This is a genomic window from Sphingomonas sp. SORGH_AS_0950 (assembly GCF_030818415.1).
GTDB lineage: Bacteria > Pseudomonadota > Alphaproteobacteria > Sphingomonadales > Sphingomonadaceae > Sphingomonas.
On record NZ_JAUTAE010000001.1, the window covers coordinates 424720 to 449112 of the forward strand.

The following is a 24393-nucleotide window of genomic DNA, read 5'->3' on the forward strand; positions in this document are numbered from 1 at the left end:
CCAATCGCGGCGCTGGCCGTCGAGGGACATGATCCGCGTCAGGCCGTCTTCTGGATCAGCGGTTCGATCCGCAGATTGACGATGTCGCAATTGGCCGATCGGCTGAGCACGAACAGGATTGCGTCGGCGACATCCTCGGCAGGCAGCATCCGTCCGTCCGCGACGGCGGCCTGTTTTTCCTCCTCGCTGCATTCCTGCATCTCGGTGTCGACCGATCCGGGCTGGATCACGCTGACCCGGATACGCTTGTCCGCCACCTCCTTGCGCAGCGTCTCCGCAAAGGCCTGGATGCCAGCCTTGGTCGCGGCATAGACGCTTTCGCCCGCGGCCTTGATCTCGGTACTGATCGATCCGACGAACAGCAGATGGCCGCCGCCCTGGTCCTGCATCCGCAGGATGGCCGCGCGGGCACAGGCGAGATAGCCGGTCAGATTGGCATCGATCACATAACGCCAATCGTCGTCGGCCATCTCATGGATCGGCTGCGCGCCCAGTGCGGCGCACGCGACCAGCATGTCGATGCCGCCCAGCCGGTCGTCGACGGCGGCGAAGACGCGGTCGATACCCTCCTGCGTCGCGGCATCCTCGGCGATCCCGGTGACATCGCCATCGATCCCGGCCAGCGCCGCGTCGAGCGCGTCCTGATGCCGCCCGAAGGTCAGGACGCGCGCACCCTCGGCCGCCAGAGCCTTCAGCGCGGCCCGGCCGATGCCGGTGGTGCCGCCGGTCAGCAGGATGCGGCGGCCGGACAACATGGTGGGGTTCTTGGTCATTGGCTATTCCCAGGTCAGGATCAGGCGCCCATGGGCGGGCACGCAGTAATCGATGCGATCGGCGTCGACGGCATCGGGCGCGATGGCCTCGCCGCTGGCGGTGGTGACGCGGCTGTCGGTCAGCGTGCGCCGCTTCAGCCGGACGAGGCGCAGCCAGGCGGTGCGCGTCTCGCCCCCGTCGAGCAGGATCGACAGAGCATGGTCCCCGACCCGCTCGACCGCGCGGAGCAGCATGTCGCAATAGAGGCGGAAGGGTGCGCCCTCGACGGTGTGGAAGGCGCTGGAGGCGAAGATGAACGCCGCCCCCGCGCCGTACACCTCCTGTCCCACCTGCCCGGCGGGCTGGCCATCGGGATACAGGTCCTCCAGCGGGAAGGAGAGCCCCTGGTCGATATGGCCGTTGGGCTCGCGCTGCTCCTCGGAGATCGCCTCGGGCGGCAGCGCGTCGGGATAGTAATACCAGGCGCGCGACAGGGCATAGCGGCAATATTCGCTGATCAGCATCCGCGCCTCCGGGTCGAGGTCGGGGCCGCCATCGTCCAGATAGCGCTCGAACGCGACATAGCTGTCGAAACATTCGTACATCGCCATGTACGGCGCATCCTGAAGACAGGTGACCGCCAGGAACGTCTCGTAATGGGCGGCATGCCCGATCCGGCTGTCCCAGATCACCGCATTGTGCAGGAAGCTGGCCAGATAGACATAGCTTTGTTCGCGATAGACGTCGCGATTGGTGATCCGCCACAGCCGCATGCAGGCGGCGGCCCCCCAGGCGGTCAGATTGGCCTGATAGTTGATCGCGAAGCCCAGTCCGATGGCCGCATCGATCGCCGCGCGCGCCTCGTCCAGATAGGTCTTGTCGTCGGTCAGCTCGAACGCCTGGAGCATGACCCAGGCATAGATGCCGCCGACATCGGTTTGCCCGCGCCCGTCGACCGGGGCCTCTTTGGTGATGACCGAGAAGTCGGTGACGTCATATTCGATCGGCCAACGATAGTCGAAATGCCGCGCGACGCGCACGCCATAGCCGATCGCCTTCAGGAACAGCGCCCGCGCCTCGTCATCGCCGTCGAGCGCCAGCGTGCCGAGGTTCAGCAACGGGTGATAGAGATACCAGCTGTCGACCGCATCGGCATTCTTGTCCTTGCCGACATTGGGCAGATAGCGGCGAAACGTGCCGAGCCCCTCGTCGAAGAAGCGCGGCAGCCCCGCCTTGAACGTCGCCTCCAGCGGATGCGGTTCGCCGCGCCATTTGCCCCAACGGTGGAGCGCGGCGATCACCGACATCTGCACCATGATGTCGGGATATTCCGCCCCCGTATAGGGATGGACATAGCGATGGCCGTAATGGCGGATCGTGGCGTCGGGCGCTTCGTCCAGATCACGCGCGGCGCGCTCGGCGCGGTCGATCCAGTCGCGATAGGCGACCGGCGGCGGGTCGAGCAGGTCATAGGCGCTGCCCAGCATCTGCACGAACTGGCGCGCGGACTCGCGTTCGTGCGGCGGGGCATGGTGGCGAAAGACCAGGATCGTGTCGGACAGCGTCACGCTCTCCCCCGCCGGAAGCGCGACCTCGGCGGGGTCGGCCTCGGCATCGGGGACGGGCAGCGCATAGCCCAGTTCGGGCCAGCTGCCCCCCACCGTCTCGCGCGGGACGGTTCCGGTGGCGCGGAAATAGGCGTTCGAGGCGGTGAGATTCTGGATGTAGAGTATGTTGCCAAAGGCTGGCGTATCGATGCGGAAATAGACAAGGCCGGTATTCAGCCCGCGCTGCGGCGCCTCCACCACCCCTTGCGCGCGCAAGGGATCGTCGCCCGTGCCAAAGGGATAAAGGTCGCGCGGGGCGGGGGGCATGACCATCGGCCGGGCGGGCGTGAAGCGCGTCGCGATGCGCAGCCGCTCCACCGCCAGCCGGCCGGCGATGCAGGATATGATATGTTCGCCCATCGCGCTGGTCACGCGGAGCCGGGCGACCTCCCCCTCTTCCGGCGGCAGGACCGCGCAGTCGAAGCCGGTCGACAGAAAGGCGGCCCGCACCGCCAGCCCGCCGCTACTGCCCCTGCGCCGCACGATCGCGAAGACCGATGCGTCGGTTCGGTGCAGCCCGACCGTCAGGTCGCCGATCGTGAAATCGGCCAGCGGGGCGGGTTCGTCGCGCAGCAGTTCGCGCAGGTCCAGCAGATGGGGGCTGATGGCGGGCGGCGCTTCGGCCGTCGCGGTTCGGGGCATGACACAATTCCGAAAGTGTGACGGGTGTGATCCCCAACCCACTGGAAAAGAGCGGAGTTCCTGGCAAATGCCGTTCCGCTAAACTGGGTCAACGCATTCGTGCCGCCCGCGCCGCCTGCGCCCGTTTCAGGCGGATGCGCGTGCGTGCATCGCGCAGCAGCGTACCGGGCAGATCGGTCGCGGCACGCAGGCCCGCGACCGAGGAGATGTTGCGGATGCTACGCCGCGTCTCGTTCAGCACCTGCCCTACCATCGCCCGCCGCTCGATCTCCCCCGTCTCGCGCACCAGCGACAGCCGGTGGATCGCATAGATTCCGATCAGCCCGGCCAGCAGGAAATAAAAGTCCCATGCGGTCAGCGTGATCGGCAGGGTGAAGATGCCGTTCGGGCTGCGCCACCGCGCGAGCAGCTCGAACTGGCGCGCGGCGAAGAATTGGGCGAGCAGGCCGCCCAGGATCGGCGCGATCCCGGCGGCGATGGCGGTCGTCATCGCATTGGCCGCGACATAGGCGGTGGCGGACCCCTTGGGCGACAGTTTCAGCGCGATGTTGGTGCTGGCCAGCGTCACTCCGGCGATAGTCGCGCCCATGATGAGGTGAAGCCCGATCAGCCACCATTTCACCGCACCCCGGTCGCCCAGTTGCGAGGCGCCGATCATCGCGACGATCGCCAGGATATAGGCGGGGGCACACACCGCCAGGACCGACTTGTTGGCGAACCGGTCGCTCAGCCGCCCCCAGAGCCGGAGCGCGAGGATATTGGCGAGCTGGCTGGCGACGCTGAGAAGGAGCACGAAGCTGACCGCGAAATGCAACTGGCGGACGATGAAGACGGTGAAGAAGGGCGTCGCTAGATTGATCGCGAACTGCCAGCTGGCCACGAAGACCAGCAACCGGCGGAAATTGGGGTCGCCCAGCGGCTGGGACAGCAGCGCGCGCAGCGCGATGGGGCCGGGGGCGGGCGGCATCCGCGGCTCGGGCATCATCGCGACGATCCGCGCGCTGATCAGCCCGGTGAGGCAGCCGGTCGCGAACATCGCGGCGAACACCATGTCTCGTGCGAATGAACCCGCCCGTGTCCAGTCCAGCGCCAGCGCGGCCGCCAGGCCCAGGATCAGGCTGATCGCGGTCAGCCAGACCGTCCGCCGTGCAAAGACATCGCCCAGCCGGTCGTCGGGCGCGAGATCGCGCATCCAGGCATTCCACGCGCATCCGCCGACTGCGCCCAGCCCGCACAACAGCATCTGCGCCGCCAGGAAGATCAGCAGCGCGGCCGTCCCGCTGAAAAAGGCGAGTGCCGCCATCACCGCCAACATGGTCCGCCCGATCAGGCTGGACAGGACGGCGATCCGCTTGCGCCGCCGCCATCGCTCGACCAGCTGGATGGCGGGCAGTTGCAGCAGCTGCGCCAGGAACGGCATCGCGGCGAGGATGCCGACCATCACGTTCGACGCGCCCAGATGCAGCGCGAAGGCGGTCAGGATCACCCCGCTGGTGAGTGCCGCCGCGCCGCCGGAAAACCCCGCCTCGATGACGAGCAGCCGCAAGCCGCGCTCTCGGTCGGCATCAGTCAGTTCGGCTTGCGGGTCCAGGGTCATCGGTGCCGGGGCAACGTCCCGCCTGCGACGCGGGTTGCCGTCGGCTATCAGTAATGCTGATCTATATCATTGAGAATTCGCGATATTGACGTTTCCTCGCGCGACCATCCGGGCGTTCGCGGGTTTGTCGATGGATGACGCTTTCCATGCCGCCCGATCTGCGTATCGCCCTGGTCTTGGCCGGGGGCAATGCGCTGGGCGCCTATCAGGCGGGTGTCTATGAGGCATTGCACGATGCCGGTATCGCGCCGGACTGGATCGTCGGCACCTCGGCGGGGGCGATCAACGGCGCGATCATCGCGGGTAACGCGCCGGAAGACCGGCTGTCGCGGCTGTCCGACCTGTGGCGTCCCGAAGCCAGCGACCCTGTGGGCGTGCTAGCATGGGACGCGATGATCGACAGCTGGCGGCGCAGCGGCGAGGTGATCGCGACGCTGCTCGGCGGGCGGCGGGGGCTGTTCGCGCCGCTCGGCACCGCCTTGGCCACACGCGATACGCCCGCGCTGTATGACACGACGCCCTTGGCCTGCACGCTGGCCCGGCTGGTCGATTTCGACCGTCTGAATGACGGCGCGGTTCGCTATATGGTGCAGGCGGTGGCGCTGGATACGGGCGAGGAGGTCGTGTTCGACAGCGGGCGCGGCCGGATCGCGCCCGACCATATCCGCGCGAGCTGCGCCATGCCGCCCGCCTTTCCTCCGGTTGCGGTCGAGGGCGCGCTCTACGTCGATGGCGGGCTGTCCGCCAACCTGCCGCTCGATCCCGTGCTGGCCCGGCCCGGCGACGCGCCGCTGCTGTGCATCGCGGTCGACCTCTTGCCGCTGGCCGGGCCGCGCGCGCCGAGCATCGGCGGGATGATCAGCCGAACACAGGATCTGGCCTTCGCCGCACAGTCCCGCCGGACCCTGACGCGCTGGCGAGACCATTATGCCACCGCCTCCGATGGACAGGAGACCTCGGTCACGCTGGTCCAGCTCCATTATGCCGACCAGCAGGACGAGGTCGCGGGCAAGGCGCTGGACTTCTCGCCCCGCTCGGTGCGGCAGCGATGGAATGCGGGGCTGCGCGACGGCCGGGTGCTGACCGCCGCCCTGGCGGGGGGCGCCATTCGCATGGGGGACAGGGGCCTGACATCGACCACCATCGCGGCGGGCCGGAACCCGGTCGCCGCCCATTCGGAAGACATGCCATGAAAGCCGCCCGGAAGACCGCCAATGGCCGTTTCGAGATCGCCGAAGTCGAGGAGCCGCGCCTGCCCGCCGACGATTGGGTCAAGGCGCGGGTGCGGATGGCGGGCATATGCGGAACCGACCTGCGCCATTGGGAAAAGGCGGAGGAAGAGCTGCACTGCTGTATCATGGGCCATGAACTGGCGGGGGAGGTCGTCGAGATCGGTTCGGCGGTCACCCGCGTCGCGGTCGGCGACCGGGTGCTGGTCGAATCCGTCCTTGGCTGCGGCCATTGCGACTGGTGCCGGGTGCAGCAATATAATCGCTGCCCGGACCTCTATCCGACCCGCCGTGCCAGCGTTTCGCGCGCCTATGCCGAATATGTCGTCGGCCCGCAGCACAAGTTCCACCGCCTGCCCGACAGCGTGGGGTTCGACGATGCGGCGCTGCTGGATACTTATGCCGTGGCGCTGCATGCCCAGCATCTGTCGGGCCTGACCATCGGATCGCGGGTGGCGATCATCGGGGCGGGGCCGATCGGGCTGGGCCAGCTGATGCTCGCCAAGGCCAGCGGCGCGACCGTCACGATCATCGACAGGATGCCGCACGCGCTCGCGCTGGCCGCGCGGCTGGGCGCGGACCGCATTGTCCATTCGGACGACGACGACCCGCAGGGCGCGATCGGCGCCATGACCGACGATCGCGGTGCCGACATCGTGTTCGAATGCGCGGGTGGCGAGTCCATGCCCGATACGCTGCCGCTCGCCACGCGGTTGGTGCGGCGCGGCGGCAAGGTCGTCATCGTCGGCGGTTTCGACGATGGCGCCATCGCCATCCCGCTGGAGTGGCAGCGTATCCAGATGTCCGAGATCACCCTGATCCCAGCGCCAGCTTCGCCTTTTACGACATCCATGCCGAACAGGTCGAGGTGATCGATCTGGTGGCGCGCGGGGTGCTGAAGACGCAGGAACTGATTACCCACCGCTTCCCGCTCGACCGGATCAACGACGCTTTCGAAGCGGCGCAGGATCGTGGCCGGACCGGCGCGATCTTCGTCGGCCTGACGATCTGACACCTCGCTCGCGAATATCGCATGCCCTGCGCGGCACGGGCGGCGCTCGTGCCCGGATTCTTTCCGTTCCGATTGCGACAACACAATCTTAAACACGTCCGGTTACCCTTCGGCAAATATCCCGACCAAGCCAGAAGGTATTGCCGCCATGATCCCCAAGCGCCTCCACGTCATCTGGGTCGGCGACGAAGCCAAGCGGCCGGACAATTGCATCGATACCTGGCGGGCGATGCATCCCGACTGGGAGTTCCGCTTGTGGGGCAATCAGGACTTTTCCGCCTGCCAATGGGCCAACCGCGCGCATATGGATGCGATGTGGTCGCGCGAACTCAACGGCGTCGCCGATATGATGCGCTGGGAAATCCTCTACCACCATGGCGGCGTTCTGGTCGATGCCGACAGCATCTGCGTCCGCCCGCTCGACGAGCACCTCCTCGACTGCGAAGCGTTTGCCTGTTGGGAGAGCGAAGTCGCGCGTCCGGGCCTGATCGCGGCGGGTTATTTCGGGTGCGAGAGCGAAAACCCGTTCGTCGGCCAGATCATCAAGGATATCGCCGCCGAGACCAGCGTCACCGACCGGATGGCGTGGCAGAGCGTCGGCCCGCAACGTGTGACCGACGCCTATCGTGCCTATGGCTATAATCGGCTGCGCATCTATCCCAGCCATTATTTCATCCCGGAGCATTTCACCGGCATCGCCTATGACGGCAGTGATCCGGTCTATGCGCACCAGCTCTGGGGATCGACGCGCGGCGCCTATGACGTGATCCACCAACACGCGCTCGTCTCCGCCGTTCCGGAGGCGCAGCCCGAGGCCCCGGTGGCGGTGCATGACCCGGATCTGGAGCAGGGGCTGTTCCACCGCGTCTGGTTCGGAGACAAGCCGATCCCGCCGCATTACGAAGCCTATTGGGCGGCATGGCAGCGGCAGTTTCCGGATGCGCGCTTCATCACCTGGACCGACGCCGACGTCGCGAAACTGACCATGTCGTGCGAGAAGATCGAGTCCGTCTCGGTCCTTCCGATGCGCGCCGACATCGCACGCTACGAAATCCTCTATCGCTTCGGCGGTATTTGCCTCGATTGCAACGTCATGCCGCATCGACATTTCGACCCCGCCGAAATGTCGCGGACGCTGACCGTCTGCAACGAGGATGCCTCGACCGACTATTGCTCGATCGGTTTCATCGGCGCGCCGAAGGGGCACGCGATCTTCCGCGAATTGCTCGATCATATCATGACCCATGATCTCGATGAGACACGGGTCAATATCTCGACCGGGCCCTGGCTGTTCGGAGCTTTCTTGAAGCGGCACGCCCATCGCCGGCTCGGGACCGAGGCATTCTACCCGTATCTTTACGACCAGCCGCTGGCATCGGGGCGCCGACGGACGCTGGAAAACACCTATGGCATCCACGTCTGGGGCGGCTCCTGGCTGCCCGAGCAGGTGCGCAAGGACAAGGCGATGGATCTGCTCCGCAAGGGCGATCTGGAAGAACCCGCCGCGATCCTAGCAGGTTACGACGATGAGTGGTCACAGGATGTCAGCATTCTGATCCAGGGAATGCGGGAGATCCGCACCGGCAGCGTCGGCATGGCGGCGATTTTGCAACCCGATATGTCGATCGATGCGGACGACCGGCTCGCATTCGAATTCGGCAAGGTCGCGGCCTGGCTGCTCGACCGCGATGGCGGCCATATGGTGTGGCGGATCGGCGCGAGCGAGGGCATGCCGGTCGACCCGCTGCGGCCGGTGATGGTCAACTATGATCCGCCCGCAGTTCTGCTGGAGCCCGATGCGCACAGGTTCTCCGCCCTGGAGCGTGGCTATCGCAACAACCGCAACGCGATGTTCCTGCCCTTCGGATACGGGACGGGTGAGGGAAGGGTCTATGCAGTCGACCCGATAACAGTCGCGGCAACGGGTTTGGCCCAGGCGGTCGGCGCTTCCCCGGCTCGCAATGGCAAGAAGGCGATCAACGGCAAGACGAGCATGATCCCAGGCTCGTCCTGCATCGAGCAGGCGGCAGTGCCGGTCGTCACCTATCAGGACATGCTGGCCAAGACCGGCGGACGCGCGGCGGACATGCTCGTCGTCGACGCTGGGAGCATGGATAGGGCCATCATCCTCGACATTCTCGCCCATGGAGCGTCGCCGATGGTCCTGCATTTCGAGACACGCCGTCTCGACGCCGATGAGCAGCGCGCGCTGCTGGCGGCGCTTGAGGGTGATTATGTCGTGCTTCGCTTCGGCGACGCCATGACCGCCTACCGCATCGACGTCATCAAGGATTATGCACGGGCCCTCTATATCGAGCATGGCATGCCGACGATCTACAGCGCGGGCCTGAAGATGCTGAACGGGCTGTAATCGGCGGGGCGCGGCATGGAAAAATCGTCCCGTCGCTGAGGGGCGGTGAGCCAAAGGTCGGCCGTCTGCGTATAAGCTGCCGAAGACGATGCCGTCCCTCTGCCGTGCGCCCGCGTTCCATCCGGGCGACGCGGTGGAAGGGATCGGCGTCGACAAGGGTGGCACAGGCAGAAAAAGGAAACGCAGGACCCGATGATCTCGAAGGCCCGCATCGGATGGCTCCTCCATCGTATCGCACGCAAGATCTGGTTCCGCGCCGCGCTCATCAGTGCCGCCAGCGTGGTCGTCGCCGCCTTTGCGGGGATCGTTGCCCGAACGGTCCCCTATCACTTCACCGGCGATATCGGCCAGAATGCGGTCGGTACGGTCCTGGAGATCATCGCCTCCTCAATGCTCGCCGTCACCACCTTCTCGTTGACGGCGATGGTCAGCGCCTATTCGTCCGCGACCCAGCTGGCGACGCCGCGGGCGACCCAGTTGCTGATCTCGGATCGCATGTCGCAAAATGCGCTCTCGACCTTCCTCGGGGCGTTCATCTTTGCCGTGGTCGGCATTATCGGCCTGCAAACCCGCCTCTATGGCGGGCAGGGGCGCGTGTTGCTGCTCATCGCCACGGTCCTGCTCGTCGCGCTGGTTGTCGTGACCCTGCTGCGCTGGATCGCCCATCTCGCCGCGTTCGGGCGCATGTCGGACGTGATCGACCGGGTCGAGGATGCGGCAGGGTCCGCCATGCAGGCGTTCGCGAGCGACCCATATCTGGGCGGACGACCGGCCATCCCGGTTCCCGCCCATGCGCGGCTGGTGCGGTCGCAGACGATCGGTTATGTGACGCATGTCGATATCGGTCGACTGGCCGCACTGGCCCGGGAACACGACCTCGTCGTCCATGTGGAGGCGATCCCCGGTACGCTGGTGCACAAGGGGCGTCCGCTGCTCCATGTGGTCGGGGGAACGGGGGAGTGCGACGACGACCTGTCGGACGCCTTCGTGATTGAGCGGCACCGCGATTTCGATCACGATCCCCGGCTCGGACAGATCGCCCTTGGTGAGATTGCGGGGCGGGCTCTGGCGCCCGCCACCAATGATCCCGGCACCGCCGTCGAGGTGCTGAATGCGTTGTTGCGCACCCTGAGCGAGCTGCCCGCCCAGGCGCCGTCAGCGGACGCCGATCTGCCGCCCGTCCATGTCCCGCGTCCGTCCGTGGACGAGATGATCCGCGCCGGCTTCACGCCGATCGTGCGGGAGGGGGCAGGCGAGGAAGAGGTCGCTATCCGCGCCTTCAAGATCCTCCACGCGTTGGGTGAGGCCCTGCCTCACGCGGTCGCGACGACCCGCGCGCTGGCGCATGAGCTGCGGCAGAATGTCGAGCGCGTGATGCTCGACCAGGCTGCCCTGGCGCGGACGCTGGCGGTGTATGAGGAGCATGCGCGTTGACAGGTTCGACGGGACACACCCATTCGCACGGCATGCGGCTCCTTGCCGATCACCCCTGATCGGCGCTGTTCGGCAGCGAGAGGCGCAACATCGCGCCTGATGACCTGTTGTTCCGGATGCTGATCTCCGCCTCCATCTGCTTCGCCAGACTGCGCACCAGCTTCAGGCCGAGGCTGTCCGATCGATGGAGGTCGAAATCCGGCGGCAAGCCCGCCCCATCGTCGATCACGCGAAGCTCTATGATATCGTCCTCCAGGGTCAGGGTGACGACGAGCTGGCCGAATTCCCGGTCGGCAAAGCCATGCTCCATCGCATTGGCGATGCCTTCGGCCATGATGAGGGCCAGCGGAATGGCCGCATCGGGCGACAGGCGGATGCCGGGCACGGCCTCGATCCGGTGCAGGATGCCCGGTTTGCTGTCGGCGGCGAAAAGGTCCGTCATCAGGTCGCGGAGGAAGATGTCCAGCGGTACCTGCTCCCCGGTGGTCGAGTAGAGCTGCCGCTGGATCCGTCCGATCAGCTGCAATTTGGTGGACGCGTCGGTCAGGACCATACGCGCGATCGGGTCGACGATCTGCCGCTGTTGGAGGGACAGCATGGCACCGACCATCTGGATGTTGTTGGACACCCGGTGCTGTAATTCGTGGAAGAGCAGCTCGGTCCGTTCGGCCAGCTGCCGCTGCTCGGCCGCCAGTCGGGACGAGCGTTCATTGGCACGCTGCATGGCATCGACCAGCCCGATATCGACCGCAACGACCCCGGCGTAAAAGCCCAGGGCCACCAGCGTACGCGATTCGAAATCGAACGTATGGACCGGCGGAATGAAGAAATACCAGGCGAGCAGGCCGCAGACGATGGCCGAAACGGTGCCCGGACCGCGCCCGAACAGGAACGCGGAAATGATGACCGCCGGAAAGAAGGTCAGATAGGGAAAGCCCGGCGGAAAGGCCGGATCGAGCGCCCAGCGCACCCACCAGGCGATGGCCGACAGCAGCAGCACCGCCGCATAGGCCAGCGCCCTGCGCTCGCGAAGCAGCGGCAATTGCCCAAAGGCCCGGCGCCTTACCCCCATATTCTGTCCCAAGCCCTTTTATGTGGCGTCCCTCCTGCGCGATCCCGCGACGGGTTGCAACTCGGGTAAGCATCGGCCCGAACGTCCCTTTTGCCCGGCACGGGACGTGGTGCGGCATTCATCGGCGGGATTGCCGTGCCTCATACCGGGCGTGGGGGGCGGCCGGTCACGACCGCCCCGAAATCATCCTTGCGCCACCGGACGCTTCAGCACGCCGATGAGCAGCGCGCTCGCCACCACGCCGGCCAGGATCGCCACGAGATAGGCGGCCAGATGCGTGACGGCGCCGGGAATGGGCAGCACGAACACACCGCCATGCGGCACGCGCAGTTCGACACCGGCGACCATCGAGATCGCCCCGGTGACGGCCGACCCCGCCATCAGCGACGGGATCATCCGGAGTGGATCGCGCGCGGCGAAGGGGATCGCGCCCTCGCTGATGAAGGCCAGCCCCAGGACGGCGGCGGCGGCCCCCGCCTCGCGCTCGTCGGCGGTGAAGCGGGTGCGGAACAGCCGTGTCGCGAGCGCGATGGCGAGCGGCGGCGTCATGCCCGCCGCCATGGTCGCCGCCATCGGCGTATAGACCTGCGACGCGACCAGCCCGACCGAAAAGGCATAGGCCGCCTTGTTGACCGGGCCGCCCATGTCGAACGCCATCATCGCGCCCAGGATGAGCCCGAGCAGGACCGCGTTGGACCCCTGCATCCCGCGCAGCCATTCGGTCAGAAAGGCCAGCGCCGCCGCGACCGGCGTGCCCACCGCATAGATCATCAGCAACCCGGTCAGCAGCGTGCCGAGCAGCGGCAGGATTAGCACGGGCTTCAGGCCCTGAAGATTTTTGGGCAGGCGGATCGCCCGGTTCAGCGCGTCGACGCCGTAACCCGCGATGAAGCCCGCCACGATACCGCCGAGAAAGCCAGCCCCCAGCGTGCTGGCGAGCATCCCGCCGATCATCCCCGGCGCGATGCCGGGCCGGTCGGCGATCGAATAGGCGATATATCCGGCCAGCGCCGGGACCATCAGCGCAAAGCCCGCCTTCGCCCCGATGGTGAACAGGGCATGGGCGAGCGTGCCCGCGGCGGCATCGTCATTGGCGTGGATGCCGCCCAGCGCGAAGGCGAGGGCGATCAGCAGCCCGCCCGCCACCACGAAGGGCAGCATGAACGACACGCCGGTCATCAGATGCTTATAGGGCCCGGCACGCTCGCTCGCTGGGGAGGCGGTGGGCGCATCGCCGCTGGCGGCCTCGCCCTGGACTCTCGCCTCGGCCAGCGCCTTCTCGATCAATGCCGCGCCGCCGGTGATGGCGGGTTTCGTGTTGCTGACCAGCACGCGCTTGCCCGCGAACCGCGCACGATCGACCTCGCGATCGGCGGCGATCAGGACCACATCGGCCTCGGCGATCTGTCCGGGGGTCAGCGGGTTGCCCGCGCCGACCGACCCTTGCGTCTCGACATGGATGTCATAACCGAGTTGCCGCGCGCCCTCCTGCAACCCCTCCGCCGCCATGAAGGTGTGCGCGATGCCGGTGGGGCAGGAGGTGATGGCGACGATTTTCCGGGCCCGACCGGCGACCGGGCGGTCGGACTGCATGTCGAGCGCGGCGGCCGGATCGGCGAGCACCGCCTCCAGCGTCACCAGATGGTCGGCACGGGCGCGGGTCGCCGCATCGGCGGTGTCGGCGGCGCCGACGAACAGCAGGCGGTCGCCGCTCTCCGCCGGTCCGGGTGAGACCGGGTTGACGATACCCTGCGCGGTGCGCAGCTCGATCTCGATCGGCGAGCCGATATCGCGCGCGGCCCGGCGCAGCGCTTCGCCCGCCAGTACGCCGGTGACGCCGGACTCGCGCGCATCGACGATCGCAAAAATCCGCTTCATGCGTCCTCTCCCGTCATCGCCGGGCCGGTCTTGGCGACCTGGCGGATCATGACCTGCCCGGCCAGGGAATCGATCGTCGCCCCGCTCGGCAGGTGCGGGCCGGTGCGGCCCAGCTTGGCGACCGCGAAGGCCGTCGACAGTCTGGCGATGCGTTCCAGCGATGCGCCTTCGGCAAGCCCGGCAGCGAGGCCCGCGACCATGGCGTCCCCGGCGCCGACGGTGCTGGCCAGCGGCCCCGCCGCCAGCTTCGCCAGGATCGCGCCTTCGTCAGACAGGAACAGCGCGCCATCCTCGCCCATCGACACGACGACCAGCGCGACCCCGCGCCGGAGCAGCGTCTCGGCGCAGCGTACGACATCGTCCAGGCCGTCGAGCGGCTCGCCCGACCAGGCGGCCAGTTCGCGCCGGTTCGGTTTGACGATCGCGGGCAGGGTGGCCGCGCGAAGCGCCTGGGTCAAAGCAGGGCCGCTGGTGTCGAGAAGCACCTTGGCGCCGCGCTCGCTCAGGGTTCGGATCATGTCGGCATACACGCCGGGATGGCATCCCGGCGGCAGGCTGCCGGACAGGACGATCAGCGTGTCGGGCCCCGCAAAGTCCGCCACCGCCTGCTCGACGGCGGCGACCTGCGCCTCTTCGACCGCCGCGCCGCTCATGTTGATGTCGGTGGTGTCGGCATCGTCGACGAGCTTCATGTTGACGCGGGTATCGCCGGATACGCGCAGGAAGCGATCCTGGATCGCCTTTTGCGCGAACAGCGTTTCGAACAGCGCCGCATTGGCCTGCCCCAACAGTCCGAACACGCTGACCGGCACGCCCCAGTCGGCAAGGCAGCTGGCGACGTTGATACCCTTGCCCCCCGCATCCTGTCGCACGGAACGGGCGCGATGGACCTCGCCGGGGATCAGCCGATCCAGCGTGATCGTCTGGTCGATCGCGGGATTGAAGGTGACGGTGGCGATGCGCATCACGCGGCATTCCTTTCGAGTCGGTCGCCGGTCGGGGCGGCATCCAGCGCCCGCACATCCGCCGCGCTCTCCATTTCCAGCGCCCGCGCCGCCAGCGCCTGCAACGCCGGAAGCTCGCTGGTGCGAAGCCGGGCCTTTACCGCGGGCAGGTCGCGCGGGGTCATCGACAATTCGGTCACGCCCAGTCCGGTGAGCAGCGCCGCGCCGAACGGATCGCCCGCCAGCCCGCCGCACACCCCGACCCAGCGATCATGCCGCCGCGCGCCCGCCACGGTCATGGCGATCAGGCGCAGCACCGCCGGATGAAGCGAGTCGGCCTCGCTGGCGAGCTCGGGGTTCTGCCGGTCTATCGCCAGCGTATATTGGGTCAGGTCGTTGGTGCCGATCGAGAAGAAATCGGCATGGGCCGCCAGCGCATCGGCCTGCACGGCGGCGGCGGGCACCTCGATCATGATGCCGATCGGCACGACCGGTGCGTCCAGCGCGACCCGCACCGCCTCGCACCGTTCGCGCAACGCCACCAGCTCGGCGGCCGAGGTGATCATCGGGAACATGATCGACAGATCGCCCGACTCCTTGGCCGCGCGGTACAGCGCCCGCAGCTGCGGCTCCAGCAGATCGGGGCGGCGCAGCAACAGCCGCGCGCCGCGCACGCCGAGGAAGGGGTTCTCCTCCTTGGGCAGATGCAAATGCGGCACCTGCTTGTCGCCGCCGATATCGAGCGTGCGGACGATCAGCGGGCGGCCGTCGAGCGCATCGATCATCGCGCGATAGACCGCGAACTGTTCGTCCTCGCTCGGGCTGTCGCCGCGCTCGAGGAACAGGAATTCGGTACGCATCAGGCCGACACCCTCGCCACCCTGGGCCAGCGCTTCGGCCACCTGATCGGGCCGGTTCACATTGGCGGCGATCGCGACCTGATGGCCGTCGCGCGTCACCGCGGGGCGGCTGCGTTCGGCCTCCTCCGCCGCGCGCCGCGCCGCGATCTCGGCGATCCAGCCCCGCGCGGAGGCGAGATCGGCCTCCGAGGGATCGAGCCAGACGCGACCCGTATCGCCATCGACGATCGCGATCGATCCCGCCGCCTGCGACAACAGCTCCGCGCCGCCCGCGACCACCGACGGCAGGCCGAGCGTCCGGGCGAGGATGGCGCTGTGCGAGGTGGGGCCGCCCAGCGCGGTGGCGATGCCCGCGACGCGGCGGGTGTCGAGCGCGGCGGTGTCCGACGGCGCGAGGTCGGCCGCGACCAGGATGCACGGCTCCTGCGGCAGGTCGTCCAGCGTGCCCAGGCCCAGGCCGGGATCGATCTGGGCCAGCACGCGCCGACCGATATCGCGCAGATCGGCCGAGCGCGCGGCCAGCACCGGATTGCCCAGCGCGGACAACTGGCCCGCCATCCGCTCGATCGCCTGATGCCAGGACCAGGCGACGCCATGCCCCTCGACCATCAACTGGCAGGTGAGGGTGATGAGATCGGTATCGTCAAGCAGCGTCGCCTGCGCCTTAAAGATCGCCGCATCCCCCGCGCCCAGACGCCGCGTGGTCTCTTCGATCAGCGTCGTCATCTGCGCGCGGGTGCGCACCAGCGCCTCGTCGAGCAGCGCGCCGCCGCGCGCCAGATCGACCGGCTGGTCGGGGACGTCCAGTTCGGCCGCCGCCAGGACATGGACCTTGCCGATCGCGAGACCGGGGCTGGCGGCCACCCCCGCGATCATCGCCGGGGTGCCGACGGGCTTCCACCCGCGTACGGGTATGGCGGCGGCGGCCTTTTCCGCCGCGCGGGCGGCATCCGCCTTTTCGCGGCCGGTCAGGCGGCTGATCGCGGCGCGGAAGGTCTCGATCGCGCCGGCGGCGGCGGGACCGGATGCGGAGATGCTGACGGTGTCACCCGCTTTCAGCCCCAGCTGCAACAGCGCCACCAGGCTGCGCGGATCGGCGGTCTCGGCACCATGCCGGACCCGCAACGCGACCGGCAGCGCCTTGGCCGCTTCGGCCCAGGCGGCGGCGGGGCGTGCGTGCAGCCCGGCGGGATAGTCGATGGTCCAGCTCACCCGCTCGTCCAGATCCTCGGCCGGAGGGCGCGCCTGGCCCTGATCGCGCGCATCGTCGCTCAGTGCGGCGGCGATCAGCGCCGGGTCGCTGGTCTTCGCCAGTTGCTGCAACCGCGCCTCGTCCTGGATGAGCCGCGTCAGGCGGCGCAGGATCGCGATATGGCTGTCCGAACTGGCGGCGATGCCGATGACCAGATGCGCGATCTGGCCGGGATTCCATTCGATGCCGTCGACGAACTGGAGAACCGCGATCCCGTCGCGCCGCACCAGCCCCTTGTCCTCGCCCAGGCCATGGGGAATGGCGACGCCCGCGCCCAGAAAGGTGTTCGCGACGCCTTCGCGCGCGATCATGCTTTCCTCATAGCCCGGCGCGACGCAACCGGCGGCGACCAGCAGCTGGCCCGCCTGGCGGATCGCATCGCTCTTGTCGGTCGCCGTCACGGCGAGGCGGATCAGCTCCGGGCCGATCACGGGTGATGGGGACTGGGTGTGCATGTCTCTGTTGGCCTCTCCGCCGCGAGTCTCAGTTCTTCGCTTGCCCGACTGGAAAACGTTTTCCCGCAACTTTGTCAATGGGCCTTGCAACGAATCGCCTTACGCGACATGAAGGATGGAAATGAGCCGTAGAGAACGGCGCGGAGAGGAGAATACGTTTTCCATGAGCGTGGGTATCAAAGACGTCGCCCGCGTCGCCAACGTGTCCGCGGCCACGGTATCGCGCGTGTTGGCGGGTCGCAACGTCGATCTGGCGATGCGCGAGCGTGTTCTCGCGGCGGTGCGCTCGACGGGCTATCGCCCCAATCTTGCGGCGCGGCGGCTGCGGTCGCGTCATACCAATACGATCGGGCTGATCGTCGCCGATATCCGCAATCCCTTCTTCACCGCCGTATCCCGCGCGATCGAGAATCTGGCCTATAGTCGCGGACAGCGGGTCATCCTGTGCAACACCGACGAGGACCCCGCGCGCGAGGCCATGTATCTGCAACTGATGCAGGAGGAGCGGGTGGCCGGGGTCATTCTGGCGCCGACCCGCGACGGGCTGGCCAATATCACCCGGACGAAGCCCGATTATCCCATGGTGCTGATCGATCGCGCGGCGCCTGGCATCGCGCATGACTGCGTGGTCCTGGACAATGGTGCGATGTCGGAGATGCTGGTCGAGCATCTCCACGATCGGGGCTTTCGCCGGATCGCGGGCCTGTTCGGCGCGACCAGCCGTACCGGCATGGAGCGTCGCGCCGGGTTCGAGGCCGCGGCGCAGCGGCTGGGTCTGGTGGCCGAGGCGATCGCGGTGCCGCATGGCGATGGCGAGGTGGCGGAGGTCATGGCCGACCTGCTCGCGCGCGCCGACCGACCCCAGGCGCTGGTCGCCAGCAATGGCGTGACCTTGCTGGCGGTGCTGCGCACGCTGCGCGAGCACGGACTGTCGGTGCCCGACGACATCGCGCTTGTCGGGTTCGACAATGAAGGGTGGATGGACATTGTCGGCGGCGGCCTGTCGGTGATCGAGCAGCCCGTCGAGGAAATCGGCCGCACCGCGATGGCAATGCTGATCGATCGATTCGACCATCCCGATGCCGCCACCCGGAAAGTCGTGCTGGCCGGGCGACTAATCTCTCGCGGTTCCAGCGTCTCGCCCATGTCCGCCCCGTCTCCCTCGGTGACGGCATGATCCATATCACGGGCGGGCGAACAGCGCCGCCGACATTATTCGGAGCCTGACCACGATGCAACGCATGTCGCTCACCCGGTTCCTCATCGAGCAGCAACGCGCTGATGCCGCGCTGCCCGCCGAACTGCGCCTGTTGATCGAGACGGTCGCGCGCGCCTGCAAGACGATCGGCCACGCCGTGTCCAAGGGCGCTCTGGGCGAAGTGCTGGGCAGTCTCGGCGAGGAGAATGTCCAGGGCGAGGTCCAAAAGAAGCTGGACGTGATCGCCAACGAACTGCTGCTCGACGCCAATGAATGGGGCGGGCATCTGGCGGCGATGGCGTCGGAGGAGATGGAGACGATCCATCACATTCCCAATCGCTACCCGAAGGGCGAATATCTGCTGTTGTTCGATCCCATCGACGGGTCGAGCAATGTCGATGTCGACTTGTCGGTCGGCACGATCTTCTCGGTACTGCGCGCGCCGGAGGATTGCGCCGGGCGTACGCCGACCGAGGCCGATTTCCTCCAGCCGGGCCGCGATCAGGTGGCGGCGGGCTATGCCATCTATGGTCCGCAGACGCTGCTGGTGCTGACCATCGGCACCGGCGTCTATGAATTCACGCTCGACCGGGAGGTCGGTTCGTGGCGGCTGACCGACGGTCCGATGCGGCTGCCCGCCGGGACGTGCGAGTTCGCGATCAACCTGGCGCGGCGGCGGCAATGGTCGCCGCGCATCGCCGACTATGTCGAAGAGCGGGTTCAGGGCAGCGAGGGGCCGTTGGGCCGCGATTACAATATGCGGTGGACCGCCTCGATGGTGGCGGACATCCATCGCATCCTGAAACGGGGCGGGGTGTTCCTCTATCCGGCCGATCACCGCCATCCGGGCAAGGCACGGCTTCGGCTGTTGTATGAGGCCAATCCCATGGCGATGCTGATCGAGCAGGCGGGCGGTGCGGCGATCGATGGCGAGATGCGCATTCTCGACATCCAGCCGACGGGCCTGCACCAGCGGGTTGGCGTGGTGCTGGGCGATGCTGCCGAGGTCGCCACGCTGTGCGATGTGGAAGAGAGGGACGCCGTCCTGCCGCTTGCTGCCTTGGGATAAGGGCGGGGCGGAAGAAGGCCGCTCCCAGGGGGCGACAAACTGGTCTTGGCGGGAAATCGTTCTACAGGACGATAGCCTGAATGCTTGGGCTATTTAACGCGAACATTCGAGAAAACGTTTTCTATAACATGATGGTGAGGATGCGGATGGACAAGGTCCGATTCAAGCTGGGTGTCATTGTCGGGGCGGCCGTTTTGCCGGTGTCCCCGCTCTGGTCGCGTACGGTCGATCCGGCCGCCACGGTGGTCGCCGAGGATAGGTCGCCGATCACGTCCGATCCCACGACGCCGCAGGTCTCTCAACATGCGACCAAGGCCGTGCCGCTGGTCCTGGGCCAGCGGAGGAAGGGCGACGAGACCTGGCAGCCGCTGGCCGATGACGGCATCACCCTGGCGCTGAACTATACGGGCGAAGCCGCCGCCAACGTCACCGGCGGGCTGGAGCGCAAGGCCGCCTATACCGGGCAAATCTATGTCGGGGCCGATTTCGACTTCGACAAGATCGCGGGCATCGGCGGCGGTGGCCTTCACCTCGCGATCACCAACCGCCATGGCCAGAGCCTGTCGCAGATCGCGATCGGCAACAATACCTCGGTGCAGGAGGTATGGGGCACGCAGAACACCCATCTGGCTATCCTGACCTGGGAACAGAGGCTGTTCGACAACCGGCTCGATATCGAGGCGGGCAAGAGCCAGGCGAACATCCATTTCCTGAACTCGCCGCTCTACTGCAATTTCCAGACGAATTCCGCCTGCGGCAATCCCACCTTCGTCTTCAAGAACAGCAACTTCACCTATTTCCCGGCATCGAGCTGGATGGCCCGCGCCAAGCTGACCATCGCCGACAACTGGTTCGCCCATGCCGGCATCTATGAGGTCAACCCGAACCGCAAGCGGGCCGACGACAATGGCTTCAGCCTCAGCTTCAAGGGCGGCACGGGCTTCATCGTGCCCTATGAGGTCGGCTATGCCTCGGACTTCAAGACCGACCGCCTGCCGCGCCATTACATCCTGGGCGGCTGGGTCGATCGCGGCGATTATGCCGATCCGCTGCTCGACGACCGGGGCGGCATCGCGATCCTGAGCGGTCGCCCGTCCGCCACGCGCAAGGGGCGCAGCGGCCTCTATGCCCGTTTCGACCAGATGCTGACGCGCCCCGACATGAATTCGCACCGGGGGCTGGCGGTGTTCGGCGTCGCGATGACTAATTTGTCGGGCCGGGTCGAGGAGCGGCATTTCCTCGAACTGGGCCTGCTCCAGACGGGGACCTTTGCCTGGCGCGATCGCGATACGATCGGCTTCGTCATCAACCAGCAGAGCTTTTCCGACCTCGCGATGGCCCGGATGCGCGCCGCACGCCTGTCCGCCGGGGGCAATGGCGACATTCGCCGCAACCAATATATGATGGAGCTGGCCTATGGCGCCCAGATCGGCCCCGCCATCCGCCTGTCGCCCAACATCCAGTATATCCTGAACCCGGACCAGAGCGGCGCCCCGTTCCGCAAGACCCATATTGGCAATGCGCTCGTCTTCGGGTTCAAGTTCACGGTCGATGCGCCGACCCTGATCGCGATGGCGCGGCGCGACTAGGCCGCGCCGCGCTCGCCACGGGTTTGACGACGTTCAGGCGGGTCGCTGATAGCGAAGTCGGTTCTCGAAGCCTTCATTCGCCTTGGTCATCTTAGCGATCCTGCGAAGCGTGGCGCGGACGTTCCGGTCGAACCGCCGGTCATCATAAATGCCGGTCGTCCGGTACTCTTCCCGCGCGAGCAAGCTTTTCACATGCAGCGCGAAGGCTGCCTGGTCATCGGCCTTGCCGCCAGCCTGCAATGCCCGACACACCCATTCCTCGGCCGCCGCCTTGTCATAGTCGTCCTGCGCCTCATAGCCCCGCCGGTCCGCCGCCGCCTGGTCGAGCCTGGCGGCCTGGATCCGGTGGTCGAGCCATTGGCCGACCGCCGCGCCGTCCCATGGCCTGGATGTGACCGTCATCTCCGTCTCCAATCCGTGAAGGAAAGGACCCGTAGCATCACCAAGGGCCGGGGCAATGCGCGATCCGGCGCGGGCCTCGGCCATGGGCGGACAGGCCGCCGGTCGAGGCCCGGCTTTCGGGGGTCAGGAGATCGGGACGCCGCCAGTGACGGCGACGACGTTGCCGGACATGTAGCTGCCCTCGGCCGACGCGAGCAGCACATAGGCGGGGGCCAGTTCGCCCGGCTGTCCGGCGCGCCTGATCGGCGTGTCATGGCCGAGCGTCTCCAACTCCTGCGGCGATTTGGCGATCGGCTGGATGGGTGTCCAGATCGGGCCGGGCGCCACCGCGTTCACGCGAATGCCGTCGCCCGCCAGAAGGTTGGAAAGCCCTACCGTCAGGCTTGATATCGCGCCCTTGGTCGCGGCATAGACGATCATCGTCTTGTTCGCGATCTTGGCCTGCTCGCTGGTCGTGTTGATGATCGCCGAGCCTGGCTTCATGTGCGGCGCGGCCGCCTTGGCGAGACGGATCATCGCAAAGACATTGGCGGCGAAGGCGTCCTGCATCTCGTCATCGTCGATGCTGTCCAGCCCCTCGTTCATGGTCTGGGCGGCGGCGTTGTTGACGAGGATATCCAGCCCGCCCAGCTCGGTGACGGTGCGTTCGACCAGGCTGGCGCAATGATCCCGGTCGCGGATGTCGCCGGGCAGCAACAGGCAACGCCGTCCCGCCTTTTCGACCCAGCGGCGCGTTTCCTCCGCATCGGCCTGTTCGTCGGCCAGGTAGGAAATGGCGATGTCGGCCCCCTCGCGGGCATAGGCGATGGCGACGGCCCGGCCGATGCCTGAGTCTCCGCCAGTGATGAGCGCGATCCGGTCCGTGAGCAGCCCCTTGCCGACATAGCTCCCCTCGCCATGATCGGGCTTGGTGCGCATCGCGGTGGTCAGGCCGGGGCTGGGCTGGTGCGGCTCGTCGGGAAAATGCGTCGGCTGGCTGGTGCGGGGATCGTCGGTCATGTCGGTTCCTGCTGAAAGGGATCAGCAGCAAACGGCTCACCCGGAATAACGTGCCGGAGCATCGCCATTCCCGGCTTAAGTCGAGTTTTGCCAGACCGACCAACGGGATGCATAGGAAACGATATATTGTCTTATCGGCGAGGATGCGCCAGCAGGCGGCCTTCCACGCCATCGGTGATGGCGGACGACAGGACCATGATCGTGAACCACTCTCGCCTTGATATCCTTCATGCCCTGCGCGCGGGCACCATGTTTGGCCTGATCGCCATGACGCCGCTTCCCGCTCTGGCGGAGCAGGTCGGGTCGGACGATCTGTCCGCCAGGATCCTGCCGCCGACGATGCCGTGGAAGGGCGCGAGCGAGCGGCTGATCGTCGCGGCGGACGACCCCTGGATCACCCCGGCCGAGGCCGCCGCCTTCCGCACCACGCCGCGCTATGCCGAGGTCCGCGCATGGCTGGAACGGCTCGACGCGGCATCGCCGCTGATTTCCGTGCAGAGCTTCGGCCGCACGACCGAGGGGCGCGAGATGATCTATGTCCGCGCCAGCAAGGGCGGGCCCGGCAAGCCGGTCGTGCTGATCCAGGGCGGCATCCATTCGGGCGAGATCGACGGCAAGGATGCCGGGCTGATGCTGCTGCGCGACATCGCGTTGCGCGGCAAGGACAGCCTGCTCGACACGGTCGATCTGGTGTTCGTGCCGATCTACAATATCGACGGCCACGAACAGCGCAGCGCGTACAACTATCCGCATATTCGCGGCCCGGCCGAAAAGGGCCGCGATGCGAATGCGCGCGATATCGACCTCAACCGTGATTATGCCAAGCTCGACGCGCCGGAGTCGCGCGCGATGATCGGCCTGATCCGCGCGTTCGACCCGATCCTCTATATCGACTGCCATGTCAGCGAAGGCTTCGACATGCAGTATGACGTGACCTTCACCTATGCAGGCTGGGGTAAATATGCGCGGCATCGTGCGACGGCCGGGTGGTTGGAGAAGCGCTTCGGCCCGGCCGTGTCGCAGGCGCTGACGGCCGCAGGGCATGTTCCGACCATCTATCCCAGCCCCATCGACACGCGCCAGCCCGACAAGGGCATACGCTACAGCCCCGAAGGGCCGCGCTATTCGACGGGCTATGGCGACTTCATCGGCATGCCGACGGTGCTGGTCGAGAACCACATGCTGAAGCCCTATCGTCGGCGGGTGCTGGGCACCTATGTGCTGATGGAGGCCGCTCTGAGGATCGCCGGGACCGATGCCGCCCGCATCGCCGCCGCCAAGGCCGAGGACCGGGCCAGCCGCCCGGCCGAACTCCTGACCCGCTGGCAGCCTGCGCCCAAGCCGATCGGATGGGTGGAGGATTTCAAGGGCGTGGCGTTCGACACCTATCTGTCACCCGCCTCGGGCCGCCGGGAGCAGCGCTGGCTGGGCAAGCCCATCTCCTTTCGCATGCCGATCATCGGCCAGCAGCCGGTCGAGACGGTCCGCCTGCCCAAAGCCTGGTGGGTGCCGCCCGCGCAGACCGAGGTGATCGACCGCCTGCGCCTGCACGGCATCGCGTTCGAGACGATCGCCACGCCCCGCACGCTGACGGTCGATAGGGTCCGGCTGATCGATCCCAAGGTGACGCAGCCCAAGGAGGGCCGCTATCCGATCACCGCGCGCTTCGAGCATCTACGGGCCGAACAGGCCATGCCCGCGGGCAGCGTGCGAGTGCCCGCCGACCAGCCACTCGGCCTGCTGGCCGCCGCGCTGCTGGAGCCGGAGAGCCAGGATTCCTTCCTGGCCTGGGGCTTCTTTCCCGAGATGCTGGCACCGGCGCCGGATACCGACGCCTTCGTCCTCGCCAGGCTGGGCGAACATGTCCTGGCGACCCAGCCCGAGGTGAAGGCCGCGTTCGAGACCAGGCTGCGCGACGAACCGGGCTTTGCCGCCGACCCCGATGCGCGGCTGGCCTGGCTCTATGCGCAGGCCGGGCCGGGGCACCCCCATGTCCTGCAATATCCGGTGGCGCGGGAAGTGGACTGAGG

Annotated in this window: 18 protein-coding genes; 9 read left to right on the top strand and 9 right to left on the bottom strand. The window is 67.2% G+C overall.

Going from position 1 to position 24393, the window contains the following annotated elements:
* Nucleotides 1-38: 38 nt before the first annotated feature.
* The 3 genes from QE385_RS01715 to QE385_RS01725 form a co-directional block, all read right to left on the bottom strand.
* Nucleotides 39-773 (bottom strand): SDR family oxidoreductase, encoded by a 735-nt coding sequence (locus tag QE385_RS01715; RefSeq protein WP_307098456.1) that lies wholly within the window; start codon nucleotides 771-773, stop codon nucleotides 39-41.
* Nucleotides 774-776: 3 nt separating this feature from the next.
* On the bottom strand, nucleotides 777-3002 hold the full coding sequence (locus tag QE385_RS01720; RefSeq protein WP_307098457.1) for a hypothetical protein: 2226 nt from the start codon (nucleotides 3000-3002) through the stop codon (nucleotides 777-779).
* Between the two features lie 88 nt (nucleotides 3003-3090).
* Nucleotides 3091-4599 (bottom strand): MFS transporter, encoded by a 1509-nt coding sequence (locus tag QE385_RS01725; RefSeq protein ID WP_307098459.1) that lies wholly within the window; start codon nucleotides 4597-4599, stop codon nucleotides 3091-3093.
* 146 nt (nucleotides 4600-4745) lie between these two features.
* Here QE385_RS01725 and QE385_RS01730 point away from each other — a divergent pair, with 146 nt between their 5' ends.
* From QE385_RS01730 to QE385_RS01750, 5 genes are all read left to right on the top strand, one after another.
* A complete protein-coding gene (locus QE385_RS01730) occupies nucleotides 4746-5792 on the top strand; it encodes a patatin-like phospholipase family protein (protein WP_307098460.1) in 1047 nt (348 codons plus the stop codon).
* On the top strand, nucleotides 5789-6700 hold the full coding sequence (locus QE385_RS01735; RefSeq protein WP_307098461.1) for a zinc-binding dehydrogenase: 912 nt from the start codon (nucleotides 5789-5791) through the stop codon (nucleotides 6698-6700). The genes QE385_RS01730 and QE385_RS01735 overlap by 4 nt, the downstream gene beginning before the upstream one ends.
* Nucleotides 6697-6840, top strand: coding sequence for a hypothetical protein (locus tag QE385_RS01740; RefSeq protein WP_307098463.1), 144 nt, complete (start codon nucleotides 6697-6699; stop codon nucleotides 6838-6840). Before QE385_RS01735 ends, QE385_RS01740 begins: the two co-directional genes overlap by 4 nt.
* A gap of 148 nt (nucleotides 6841-6988) precedes the next feature.
* Complete coding sequence (locus tag QE385_RS01745) at nucleotides 6989-9211, top strand: glycosyltransferase family 32 protein (protein WP_307098465.1); 2223 nt, start codon at nucleotides 6989-6991, stop codon at nucleotides 9209-9211.
* Between the two features lie 192 nt (nucleotides 9212-9403).
* Complete coding sequence (locus QE385_RS01750; protein WP_307098467.1) at nucleotides 9404-10645, top strand: DUF2254 domain-containing protein; 1242 nt, start codon at nucleotides 9404-9406, stop codon at nucleotides 10643-10645.
* 49 nt (nucleotides 10646-10694) lie between these two features.
* Here the strand turns inward: QE385_RS01750 and QE385_RS01755 are convergent, their stop codons facing one another.
* From QE385_RS01755 to ptsP, 4 genes are all read right to left on the bottom strand, one after another.
* Nucleotides 10695-11717: a sensor histidine kinase gene (locus QE385_RS01755; protein WP_307098469.1), complete on the bottom strand. Its 1023-nt coding sequence runs from the start codon at nucleotides 11715-11717 to the stop codon at nucleotides 10695-10697.
* A gap of 183 nt (nucleotides 11718-11900) precedes the next feature.
* A complete protein-coding gene (locus tag QE385_RS01760) occupies nucleotides 11901-13595 on the bottom strand; it encodes a PTS fructose transporter subunit IIC (protein ID WP_307098471.1) in 1695 nt (564 codons plus the stop codon).
* Complete coding sequence (gene pfkB, locus QE385_RS01765; RefSeq protein WP_307104508.1) at nucleotides 13592-14560, bottom strand: 1-phosphofructokinase; 969 nt, start codon at nucleotides 14558-14560, stop codon at nucleotides 13592-13594. The genes QE385_RS01760 and pfkB overlap by 4 nt, the downstream gene beginning before the upstream one ends.
* Nucleotides 14560-17106, bottom strand: coding sequence for a phosphoenolpyruvate--protein phosphotransferase (ptsP, locus tag QE385_RS01770; protein ID WP_307098473.1), 2547 nt, complete (start codon nucleotides 17104-17106; stop codon nucleotides 14560-14562). Before ptsP ends, pfkB begins: the two co-directional genes overlap by 1 nt.
* A 163-nt stretch (nucleotides 17107-17269) precedes the next feature.
* Here ptsP and QE385_RS01775 point away from each other — a divergent pair, with 163 nt between their 5' ends.
* From QE385_RS01775 to QE385_RS01785, 3 genes are all read left to right on the top strand, one after another.
* Nucleotides 17270-18283, top strand: a complete 1014-nt coding sequence (locus QE385_RS01775; RefSeq protein WP_307098474.1) for a LacI family DNA-binding transcriptional regulator — start codon at nucleotides 17270-17272, stop codon at nucleotides 18281-18283.
* Between the two features lie 55 nt (nucleotides 18284-18338).
* Nucleotides 18339-19373 carry a class 1 fructose-bisphosphatase gene (locus tag QE385_RS01780; protein WP_307098476.1) on the top strand — a complete coding sequence of 345 codons (1035 nt, stop codon included), beginning with the start codon at nucleotides 18339-18341 and terminating at the stop codon, nucleotides 19371-19373.
* A gap of 146 nt (nucleotides 19374-19519) precedes the next feature.
* Nucleotides 19520-20962, top strand: a complete 1443-nt coding sequence (locus tag QE385_RS01785) for a carbohydrate porin (RefSeq protein WP_307098478.1) — start codon at nucleotides 19520-19522, stop codon at nucleotides 20960-20962.
* 33 nt (nucleotides 20963-20995) lie between these two features.
* Here the strand turns inward: QE385_RS01785 and QE385_RS01790 are convergent, their stop codons facing one another.
* Complete coding sequence (locus QE385_RS01790; protein ID WP_307098479.1) at nucleotides 20996-21364, bottom strand: hypothetical protein; 369 nt, start codon at nucleotides 21362-21364, stop codon at nucleotides 20996-20998.
* 123 nt (nucleotides 21365-21487) lie between these two features.
* Nucleotides 21488-22363: an SDR family oxidoreductase gene (locus QE385_RS01795; RefSeq protein WP_307098481.1), complete on the bottom strand. Its 876-nt coding sequence runs from the start codon at nucleotides 22361-22363 to the stop codon at nucleotides 21488-21490.
* Nucleotides 22364-22630: 267 nt separating this feature from the next.
* Between QE385_RS01795 and QE385_RS01800 the strand changes: the two genes are divergently transcribed.
* Complete coding sequence (locus QE385_RS01800) at nucleotides 22631-24391, top strand: M14 family metallopeptidase (RefSeq protein WP_307104509.1); 1761 nt, start codon at nucleotides 22631-22633, stop codon at nucleotides 24389-24391.
* Nucleotides 24392-24393 lie beyond the last annotated feature (2 nt).